Annotated in this window: 9 protein-coding genes; 3 read left to right on the top strand and 6 right to left on the bottom strand. The window is 55.7% G+C overall.

Going from position 1 to position 10,141, the window contains the following annotated elements; genetic code table 11:
- Both JTI98_RS03170 and crp read right to left on the bottom strand, forming a co-directional pair.
- The coding region (locus JTI98_RS03170) for a YccS/YhfK family putative transporter (protein WP_216081907.1) at nucleotides 1-2,077 on the bottom strand (2,077 nt) is incomplete at its 3' end.
- A gap of 51 nt (nucleotides 2,078-2,128) precedes the next feature.
- Nucleotides 2,129-2,761, bottom strand: a complete 633-nt coding sequence (gene crp, locus JTI98_RS03165; RefSeq protein ID WP_000242758.1) for a cAMP-activated global transcriptional regulator CRP — start codon at nucleotides 2,759-2,761, stop codon at nucleotides 2,129-2,131.
- Between the two features lie 307 nt (nucleotides 2,762-3,068).
- On the opposite strand from crp, the gene JTI98_RS03160 reads away from it, so the two are divergent.
- Nucleotides 3,069-3,473 (top strand): OsmC family protein, encoded by a 405-nt coding sequence (locus JTI98_RS03160; protein ID WP_042998393.1) that lies wholly within the window; start codon nucleotides 3,069-3,071, stop codon nucleotides 3,471-3,473.
- Between the two features lie 99 nt (nucleotides 3,474-3,572).
- Here the strand turns inward: JTI98_RS03160 and JTI98_RS03155 are convergent, their stop codons facing one another.
- The 4 genes from JTI98_RS03155 to JTI98_RS03140 are packed head-to-tail and all read right to left on the bottom strand — an operon-like array spanning nucleotide 3,573 to nucleotide 7,641.
- Nucleotides 3,573-4,442 (bottom strand): phosphoribulokinase, encoded by an 870-nt coding sequence (locus JTI98_RS03155; RefSeq protein WP_042998392.1) that lies wholly within the window; start codon nucleotides 4,440-4,442, stop codon nucleotides 3,573-3,575.
- Nucleotides 4,443-4,496: 54 nt separating this feature from the next.
- Nucleotides 4,497-4,715 (bottom strand): YheU family protein, encoded by a 219-nt coding sequence (locus tag JTI98_RS03150; RefSeq protein ID WP_042998391.1) that lies wholly within the window; start codon nucleotides 4,713-4,715, stop codon nucleotides 4,497-4,499.
- 2 nt (nucleotides 4,716-4,717) lie between these two features.
- Nucleotides 4,718-5,734, bottom strand: a complete 1,017-nt coding sequence (locus JTI98_RS03145; RefSeq protein WP_252869612.1) for a hydrolase — start codon at nucleotides 5,732-5,734, stop codon at nucleotides 4,718-4,720.
- A gap of 5 nt (nucleotides 5,735-5,739) precedes the next feature.
- Nucleotides 5,740-7,641, bottom strand: a complete 1,902-nt coding sequence (locus JTI98_RS03140) for an ABC transporter ATP-binding protein (protein ID WP_058587485.1) — start codon at nucleotides 7,639-7,641, stop codon at nucleotides 5,740-5,742.
- Nucleotides 7,642-7,777: 136 nt separating this feature from the next.
- Between JTI98_RS03140 and kefG the strand changes: the two genes are divergently transcribed.
- Complete coding sequence (gene kefG / locus JTI98_RS03135; RefSeq protein ID WP_042322810.1) at nucleotides 7,778-8,329, top strand: glutathione-regulated potassium-efflux system ancillary protein KefG; 552 nt, start codon at nucleotides 7,778-7,780, stop codon at nucleotides 8,327-8,329.
- Entirely contained in the window at nucleotides 8,329-10,134 is a 1,806-nt protein-coding gene (kefB, locus tag JTI98_RS03130; RefSeq protein ID WP_042998389.1) for a glutathione-regulated potassium-efflux system protein KefB, read from the top strand. Before kefG ends, kefB begins: the two co-directional genes overlap by 1 nt.
- The last annotated feature ends 7 nt before the right edge of the window (nucleotides 10,135-10,141 follow it).

The raw sequence follows: 10,141 nt of genomic DNA, 5'->3' as shown, positions 1-10,141 counted from the left end.
TATCCCGTAACCGGCGGCTGAGCCAGATCCCATGGTGCGGCCGCTGACGCCATGCGACAGACGAGATAGTGTGCATTGTGTTCAGGTGCCCCAGCACGCGTTGCAGATGCTGTTCCAGCGTGCTTAAGGGGCCGTGGGTGAGCGCTTCAGGCGCTTCCAGAATATTCACATCCCCCGAACTGCCCGGCCCGTCGTACTCCAGCCGCTGCTGACAGCGTTGGATGGCAATTTCGCACGATTGCAGATATCGCTGCGCCAGTTCCGGCGTCAGCATCGTATGCTCACGCGCCAGCGTGGTCATGGCATTGATATGTTCGACGATAAACTGACTGTGCGTCACCCACAGCTTCATGTCCGCCAGGTAGTGCGTGTTAAAGCCTGGCTCCTGCATCGCCTGATTCAGTGAGTTAAACAGCGTGTTGTGCGCCTGATTGACGCGCATACGCTGATAAGCCAGCGGTGTGGCCTGCGGATCGTCACTCAGAATCAGACGAATAGCTTCCTGATCGGCCTCCAGCGCATCATGGGCGTTTTTACGCAACAGTCCGCTCTGCCATTGTGGCCATAACCAAACGGTGCCGCCAAACGCAATCAGGCAGCCTATCACCGTGTCGACAAATCGCGGAATGATGAACTGTTCGCCGTCCAGCGTCAGGAGTTGCAGGGTGTACACCGCCGTGACGGTAAATCCCACGGTCGCCCAGCCGTAGTTTTTGCGGATGGTCAGATAGCTGACCAGGGTGATCACCAGCATCAGCGCCAGCGTATATCCTTCAGGAATATGAAAGTGCAGTGTTACGCCTGCGATAATCAGCCCCACCAGCGTTCCCGCCGAACGGTGCAGAATACGCACGCGGGTGGCGCCGTAACCGTTTTGCGTCACAAACAGCACCGTCATCAGGATCCAGTAAGGCTTCGGCAGATGCAGCGCGGTTCCCATCAGACTGGCGATGCTGAGCATGACGCTGATCCGCCCGGCGCTGCGGAGCGCCGGAGATTTCAGCGAGAGGTAGTTTTTCAACGCCGGCAGCAGCGGTAGCCGACGCTGCTTATCGGCCATCAGATCGCGGGCGTACAATGGGCGCTGGGTGCGCAGTACGCGGGCGATACGGCTGAAGTGCCAGTAACAGAACTGCCCGACGGGGTTATCCGGATGCTGATGAGCAATTTTTTCCAGCGCGCCAATCTGCTTTTGCATGGTGAACCGCGTCGGCAGCCGGTGATACAGAATGTCATCCGCCAGTACGCGCAGGCGAGCGGCGACCGTTTGCGCCGTCCAGCGTATCACCTGTTCCGCGTGACTGCGCTCGACCAGCTTTTGCACTTCTTCCGGCTGATGCAAACTGACGGAGATATGTTCCTGCAGATCCAGCGCTTCCTGAAAGGCGCGCAGCATCCGCTTATAGTCATTATTGTGATGCGCCGACAGCATGTGCATCTGCTGATAGCACTGGGTGATGAGGTCGACGGCTTTCTGCTGGCGCACCAGCAGCGGCGGCAGGGCTTTTTCCGGGTCGGTATGCTGGGTCAGCATGCTGTATTTCGCTTCGCAGTAATCCGCCAGTTCCCGGTACAGCAGGCTCAGCGACTCGCGCAGCGGCTGTTCGCGCCAGAGCCAAAACCAGAACCAGTTAAACAAGCCATACCACAGCGTGCCCAGCGCGTAGATCAGCAGCGGCTCCCAGACCGGCATATTTCCCGCGAGGCTCAGTGTGAAAATCGCCGCGATTAGCGAGGCCGGAAGCAAACGCGCGTGAAGGGAGCTCAATTCAGCGGTGACGCCGAGCGTGAGCGTCAGGCCGGTCAGGATCAGGGGTAACGGCACCGCCTGCGCCAGCAGCAACTGCATGATCAGGCTACAGCCGGCAAACAGCGACGCACCGATGATCAGACGTTTGAAAAAGCGTTTGTGCGGAGTATCAAGCCCGGCAATGTTGCAGCAGGCGGGAACGAGAGAGAAGAGCAGGCCCAGATGTAACTGCCCGATGATCAGGCCGACGGCCACGGGCAAACAGAGCACCAGCGTTTGACGTAGTGCATAATTGATTTCTGGGTGATAAATCAGTCTGCGCCACATTGGCAAAACAAAAATGACGCGCTAGCGGGTAGCGCGTCATTTCCGATGAGATTAACGAGTGCCGTAAACGACGATCGTTTTACCGTGAGCGGAGATCAGGTTCTGATCTTCCAGCATCTTCAGAATACGACCAACGGTTTCGCGAGAGCAGCCAACGATCTGGCCAATCTCCTGGCGAGTGATTTTGATCTGCATGCCGTCCGGGTGAGTCATCGCATCAGGTTGTTTCGCCAGATTCAGCAGAGTCTGGGCGATACGACCGGTCACGTCGAGGAAAGCCAGGTTACCGACTTTCTCTGAAGTGACTTGCAGACGGCGAGCCATTTGGGAAGAGAGGCGCATCAGAATATCCGGGTTCACCTGGATCAACTGACGGAATTTCTTGTAAGAAATTTCAGCCACTTCACACGCTGTTTTCGCCCGAACCCATGCGCTACGTTCCTGGCCTTCTTCAAACAGGCCCAGTTCGCCAATAAAATCACCCTGATTCAGATAAGAAAGGATCATTTCTTTCCCTTCCTCATCCTTAATCAACACTGCCACTGAGCCCTTAACGATGTAGTACAACGTTTCTGCTTTTTCACCCTGGTGAATCAGCGTGCTCTTGGACGGGTACTTATGAATGTGGCAATGAGACAAGAACCATTCAAGTGTCGGGTCTGTTTGCGGTTTGCCAAGCACCATGCGCGATTATCCTCTGTTATAAGCTGTCTCCAGAGCCAAAAAATGCCGCTGTCTCTGGGGTTGCAAAAATGTGCTTCCCGCGTCCTGGGAAGAGGCTGTCAAAAACTCACTGCAGCCTTTAATGTGAAGTCCTCTGCATACATGCAGTACATCAATGTATTACTGTAGCATCCTGACTGTTTTAGCATAGCTTTAGCCGTGTGTCTCCTGGTGTCTCGCTTCAGCATGACGGAGGTCGCCTTCCGTTGCGAGAATTGTTATGTACGCGTAATCTGTCAGGAAAATTGACGCACTGGAGTTAAAAAATATGCAAGCGCGTGTTAAATGGGTTGAGGGGTTAACCTTCCTTGGTGAGTCGGCTTCCGGACACCAGATTTTGATGGACGGTAACTCTGGTGATAAAGCGCCGAGCCCGATGGAAATGGTGTTGATGGCAGCGGGCGGTTGCAGCGCCATTGACGTGGTTTCTATCCTGCAAAAAGGCCGTCAGGATGTGACGAACTGCGAAGTGAAACTGACGTCAGAACGTCGCGAAGAGGCGCCACGCCTGTTCACCCACATCAATCTGCACTTTATTGTCACCGGTAACGATCTGAAAGATGCCGCCGTTTCGCGTGCGGTCGACCTGTCAGCGGAGAAGTACTGCTCTGTGGCGCTGATGCTGGGAAAAGCGGTCAACATTACCCATTCGTATGAAGTGATTGCGGCGTAATTTTTCCTGTCGCCGGATGGCGGCTAGCACCTGGTCCGGCCTACAGATCCCTGATTTGTAGGCCCGATAAGCGTAGCGCCATCGCGCACTTCCCATCGTTTATTCGATCTTCTTGCCTTCCATCAGTCGCTGCACCAGCGGCAACATGATGAGTTCCATTGCCAGCCCCATTTTGCCGCCAGGTACCACCAATGTATTGATGTGGGAAATGAATGACCCCTGCAGCATCGCCAGCAACCAGGGGAAATCGATTCCTTCCAGATTACGGAAATGAATCACGACAAAGCTCTCATCCAGTGACGGAATGCCTTTGGCCGCGAATGGGTTCGAGGTGTCCACGGTGGGAACGCGCTGGAAGTTAATGTGGGTACGGGAGAACTGCGGCGTGATGTAGTTGATATAGTCGTCCATCGAACGCACCACCGAATCCATCACCGCCTCACGAGAATGGCCTCGTTCGCTGGTGTCGCGGATAAGCTTCTGGATCCACTCCAGGTTAACGATGGGGACCACGCCGACCAAGAGATCAACATGTCTTGCGACCTCATGCTGGGGCGTGACGACGCCGCCGTGCAGGCCTTCATAGAACAATACGTCAGTGGGTTCCGGCAGGGGTTGCCACGGGGTAAACGTCCCCGGTACCTGATTCCATGGCACGGCTTCATCATAGGTATGCAGATATTTACGCGACTGGCCTTTGCCCGTCTGACCGTACTCGATAAACGTCTGCTCCAGTAGACCGAAGTCATTGGCGTCGGGGCCAAAATAGCTGATGTGGCGTCCGGCGTCGCGTGCTTTGCGGATCGCCATATCCATTTCCGGACGGGTATAGCGGTGAAAACTGTCGCCTTCCACCTCGGCTGCGCGCAGGTTGAGCTGCGCAAAAATTTTACGGAACGCGAGGCTGGTGGTGGTGGTCCCCGCGCCGCTGGATCCTGTTACCGCAATCACCGGATGTTTGGCAGACATGTTAACTCCATCAATAAATTGATTTTTTATTATAGTCGGCCGATAGCGTGCGGGTTATTCGCGAAATTGCTTGCGCGGCATGATATTGACGGTTTCGTGCAACTCAGACCACACCAGCACCGCTTCGCCACACTGTAACTGGCGTTTGACGTCGGCGACTTTTTGTTCAAGGGTACGTTCATGTTCACCATAATCGGTACCTTCGCGCAACACAAAGCTTTCGATCAGATTGTCCAGCGTCTCGGGGGAAAGGTCCTGCCAGGGGATTTGCATGATTAGGCCTCCAGATACGGTGTCAGCCAGTCAGGGATGCGCGATTCCAGCCACATTTCTGGCCGACGTAGCGTCCCGCCGATAAATCCAACGTGCCCGCCATGTTCGGTTAACTGATATTCCACCTGCGGCGGTAAATCTTCTGCTTTGGGGATCACGTGATGATCCATAAACGGGTCGTCTTTCGCGTGAATGATCAGCGTCGGAATGGCGATGTCGCTGAGCAAGGGCATGGCACTGCACTGACGATAGTAGTCGATAGCATCGGCGAAGCCGTGAATTTTGGCAGTGATCAAATCGTCAAACTCGCGGATCCGGCGCAGGGACTTCAACTGCGCCAGGCTCACCGGCAGCGAGCCCGGATAAGCCGCCAGCTTGCGCGATGCGTTAGCTTTCAGCAGGTTGAGCAGATAGCGCTGATAAATACGGGAAAAGCCTTTATCCATATGATAGCTGCAGGCTTCCAGTACAAAGGGAGCCGAGACAATGACCGCCGCATCAAGCGGGATGTTTTTCCCTTCTTTAGCCAGCAGGCATGCCAACATATTTCCGCCGAGCGAATAGCCTACGGCGGCCGTCGGCGCGTGGCCAAATTCCCGCAGCAACCAGCCTAAGAACCAGGTTCCGTCTTCGGTTTCACCGGAGTGATAAATACGGTTCAGGCGATTCGGTTCGCCGCTGCAACCGCGAAAGTGCATCACCACGCCAAGCCAGCCACGATTCTTTGCCGCTTCAATCAGGCCATGTGCGTACGGACTGTTCAGGCTGCCTTCCAGACCATGAAAGACCACCAGGCGCGGCTTGTGCTTCGCCTGATGCGGATCTTCACTCCATGCCAGATCGACAAAGTCGCCGTCGGGCAATTCCAGACGCTGCCAGTGGGCGTCGAAATTCACCTTTCGGCGGATCAAACGCGGCAACATGGTCTGTAGATGGCAGTTACTGATACCGCGCATCGGGCGAAATTCGTCACTGCTGCCATTTGGCATCTCTGGGTCGTGAAGGATTACGTGTGTCATCACCGTTACTCGCTCAGCATCTGCTCAAGCTGTTCCTGGGCGTCCAGCCAGGCCAGTTCGCACGCTTCCAGCCCGGCTTTGGCGCTGGCCTGCTGTTGCAGACATTCCGTCAGCTCGGCTTTGCGGCTCTGGTCGTAAAGTTCGCTGTCACCCAGCTTCTCTTCTGCCTGCGCCAGCTGTGCGTTCAGCTTCTCCATCTCTTTTTCCAGACGGGCGATCTCTTTACGCAGCGGCTGAGTTTGCGTCCGCAGTTCAGCTTCCCGACGCTTCTGATCTTTACGCGCTTGCGCGCTGTTGATGTTCTCTTTTGGCGTCTCGTCGGACTGGCTTTCCTGCTTCTGCACATCGCTCAGCCACTGCTGATAATCTTCCAGATCGCCATCGAACGGCTCGACCTTGCGGTCATGCACCAGATACAGGTCGTCGGTTGTGGAGCGCAGCAAATGGCGGTCGTGCGATACGACCACCAGCGCGCCTTCAAATTCAATCAGCGCTTCAGTTAATGCCTGGCGCATGTCGAGATCAAGGTGGTTAGTCGGTTCATCGAGCAGCAGCAGGTTCGGACGCTGCCAGACGATCAGCGCCAGCACCAGTCGCGCTTTTTCACCGCCGGAGAAACGACGCGTCTCTTCGCTGACTTTATCGCCCTGGAAGCCGAAGCCGCCCAGGTAATCGCGTAGTTTCTGTTCCAGTTCTTGTGGCGCCAGCCGCACCAGATGCTGCAACGGCGACTCATCCGCGCGCAAATACTCAAGTTGATGCTGGGCAAAATACCCGAGCTTAATGCCTTTCGCCAGGCCAATTTCACCGTTCACCGGCGCGAGTTCACCCGCCAACAGTTTGATGAGCGTGGATTTACCCGCACCGTTACGTCCCAGCAAACCAATACGCGATCCTGGCACCAGGTTCAGTTTAATGGAGTCCAGGATGATGCGTTCGCCGTAACCGGCGCTCACTTTCTCCATCTTCAAGAGCGGATTCGGCAGGCTTTCCGGCGCGCGGAAGCTGAAATGGAACGGGTTATCGACATGCGCCGGGGCAATCAGCTCCATGCGTTCCAGCATCTTAATACGGCTCTGTGCCTGTTTTGCTTTCGTGGCTTTGGCGCGGAAGCGATCGATATAGCTTTGCAGATGCGCCACGCGCTCCTGCTGGCTTTCATACATCGCCTGTTGCTGGGCCAGACGCGTGGCGCGCTGAATCTCAAACGCGCTGTAGTTGCCGGTGTACTCGAACATCGTTTGCTGTTCGATATGAATGATTTTATCCACTACCGGATCGAGGAAATCACGGTCGTGAGAGATCAGAATCAGAGTGCCCTGATAGCTCTTTAGCCATTTTTCCAGCCAGATAACCGCATCCAGATCGAGGTGGTTGGTTGGTTCATCGAGCAGGAGGAGATCGGAGCGACAAATCAGCGCCTGAGCCAGGTTGAGACGCATACGCCAGCCGCCGGAAAAGTCGCTGACTGGACGTTCCAGTTGTTCATTAGAGAAACCGAGACCATGCAACAGGCTGGCTGCGCGGGAGCGTACGGTCCAGGCGTCGATGGCATCCAGCTTGCCGTGGACGGTGGCAATGGCGTGTCCGTCGTTACGTTCGTTAGCGTCATGCAACTGGGCTTCCAGTTGACGATATTCGCGGTCGCCGTCAATGACATATTCCAGCGCGGGCTGGGGCAGGGCTGGTGTTTCCTGATTCACCCACGCCAGCTGCCAGCTACCGGGAAAGGTAAAACCGCCGGCATCTGCGCTGATTTCATTTTTCAGCAATGCCAGCAGGGTAGATTTCCCGCAGCCGTTCTTACCCACCAGGCCCACTTTCTGGCCCGGATTGATGGTGGCAGTGGCATTGTCCAGTAAGACGCGCACGCCGCGACGAATTTGTAACGAGGAGAAAACAATCATAAGGCGCCGTATGTTCAGACTATGTTAATTTATCATTATGATAATGTAAGGTGTGGGCCATTTTCCGCACCGGGCCGCAATGGTAGCCCAAAACGACGACGATACACAAAAACAGAAATAAACCGGGAGGGGGATGATGTCTCAGCCAGCAAAGGTCTTGCTGCTGTATGCCCATCCGGAATCTCAGGACTCGGTGGCTAACCGGGTACTGCTTAAGCCGGCCACGCAGCTCAGCAACGTTACGGTGCACGATCTCTACGCGCACTATCCTGATTTTTTTATCGATATCCCGCATGAGCAGGCGCTACTGCGTGAGCATGACGTGATCGTGTTTCAGCATCCGCTGTACACCTATAGCTGTCCGGCGTTGCTGAAAGAGTGGCTGGATCGCGTCTTGAGCCGTGGCTTTGCCAGCGGCCCCGGGGGAAATCAGTTAGCGGGAAAGTACTGGCGGAGCGTGATAACAACCGGGGAACCGGAGAGCGCCTATCGCTATGACGCGCTGAATCGCTATCCGATGAGCGATGTACTGCGGCCATTCGAACTGACGGCAGGGATGTGCCGGATGCACTGGTTGAGTCCCATTATTATCTACTGGGCCAGACGACAAAGCGCACAGGAGCTGGAAAGCCATGCAAAAGCGTATGGCGACTGGCTTGCTCATCCCGTTCCTGTGGGAGGCCGCTGATGGAAGGTTCCGATTTAATGCTGGCGGGAGTGCTGTTTCTCTTCGCGGCGGTGGCTGCGGTGCCTTTGGCATCACGGTTGGGGATTGGCGCGGTATTGGGCTATTTGCTTGCGGGGATTGCTATTGGTCCGTGGGGGCTGGGGTTCATCAGCGACGTGGATGAGATTCTCCACTTCTCTGAACTCGGCGTCGTGTTTCTGATGTTTATCATTGGGCTGGAGCTGAACCCGTCGAAGCTCTGGCAGCTCCGGCGTTCTATCTTTGGCGTGGGTGCGGCGCAGGTTCTGCTGAGTGCGGCGCTGTTGGCCGGACTGCTAATATTGACCGATTTCTCGTGGCCTGCGGCGGTCGTCGGCGGGATAGGCCTGGCAATGTCTTCCACTGCGATGGCACTACAACTGATGCGCGAAAAAGGGATGAATCGCAGCGAATCCGGGCAGTTGGGCTTTTCGGTTTTGCTGTTCCAGGATCTGGCGGTGATCCCGGCGCTCGCGCTGGTACCGCTGTTAGCCGGTTCGGCCGATGAAGACTTTGACTGGATGAAGATCGGTATGAAGGTGCTGGCGTTTGCTGGCATGCTGATTGGTGGACGCTATCTGCTGCGTCCGGTGTTCCGGTTTATTGCCGCCTCCGGCGTGCGTGAAGTGTTTACCGCCGCCACGCTGCTGCTGGTGCTGGGATCGGCATTGTTTATGGATGCGCTGGGGCTGTCGATGGCGCTCGGCACGTTTATCGCCGGGGTACTGTTAGCGGAAAGCGAATATCGGCATGAGCTGGAAACCGCGATCGATCCGTTTAAAGGACTGCTGCTGGGTCTCTTCTTTATTTCTGTCGGGATGTCACTCAATCTGGGCGTGCTGTATACCCATCTGCTGTGGGTTGTGGCAAGCGTGGTGGTGCTGGTGGCGGTCAAAACGTTGGTGCTTTATCTGCTGGCGCGACTGTACGGCCTGCGCAGTTCTGAAAGAATGCAGTTTGCGGGCGTGTTGAGCCAGGGCGGAGAGTTCGCTTTTGTGCTGTTCTCAACCGCGTCGTCGCAGCGGTTGTTTCAGGGCGATCAGATGGCGCTTTTGTTGGTGACCGTCACGTTGTCGATGATGACCACGCCGATGCTGATGAAGCTTATCGATAAATGGCTGTCCCGTCAGCTTAACGGCCCGGATGAAGAAGATGAAATGCCGTGGGTTGAGGATGATAAGCCGCAGGTCATCGTAGTGGGCTTTGGCCGTTTTGGTCAGGTTATCGGCCGTTTGCTGATGGCGAATAAGATGCGCATTACCGTGCTGGAGCGGGACATCAGCGCGGTGAACCTGATGCGTAAATATGGCTATAAGGTCTATTACGGCGATGCGACGCAGGTGGATCTGCTGCGTTCCGCGGGCGCAGAGGCGGCGGAATCTATCGTCATTACCTGTAATGAACCGGAAGATACGATGAAGCTGGTGGCGATCTGTCAGCAACATTTCCCGCATTTGCATATTCTTGCGCGAGCGCGCGGACGCGTTGAAGCGCATGAGTTATTACAGGCAGGGGTAACGCAGTTTTCCCGTGAGACCTTTTCCAGTGCGCTGGAACTGGGACGCAAAACGCTGGTGTCGTTGGGGATGCATCCCCATCAGGCGCAGCGGGCGCAACTGCATTTCCGCCGGCTGGATATGCGGATGCTGAGGGAGCTCATCCCGATGCATGCTGATACGGTACAAATCTCTCGCGCCAGAGAAGCCAGACGCGAGCTGGAGGAGATTTTCCAGCGCGAGATGCAACAAGAACGACGCCAACTGGATGGCTGGGATGAATTCGAATAGAGGATAA

The organism is Citrobacter sp. MGH 55, from assembly GCF_016906145.1.
Classification (GTDB): Bacteria; Pseudomonadota; Gammaproteobacteria; order Enterobacterales; family Enterobacteriaceae; genus Citrobacter_A; species Citrobacter_A amalonaticus.
The sequence above is the reverse complement of the archived record's forward strand: the minus strand, read 5'-3'. Positions and strand labels throughout refer to the sequence as shown.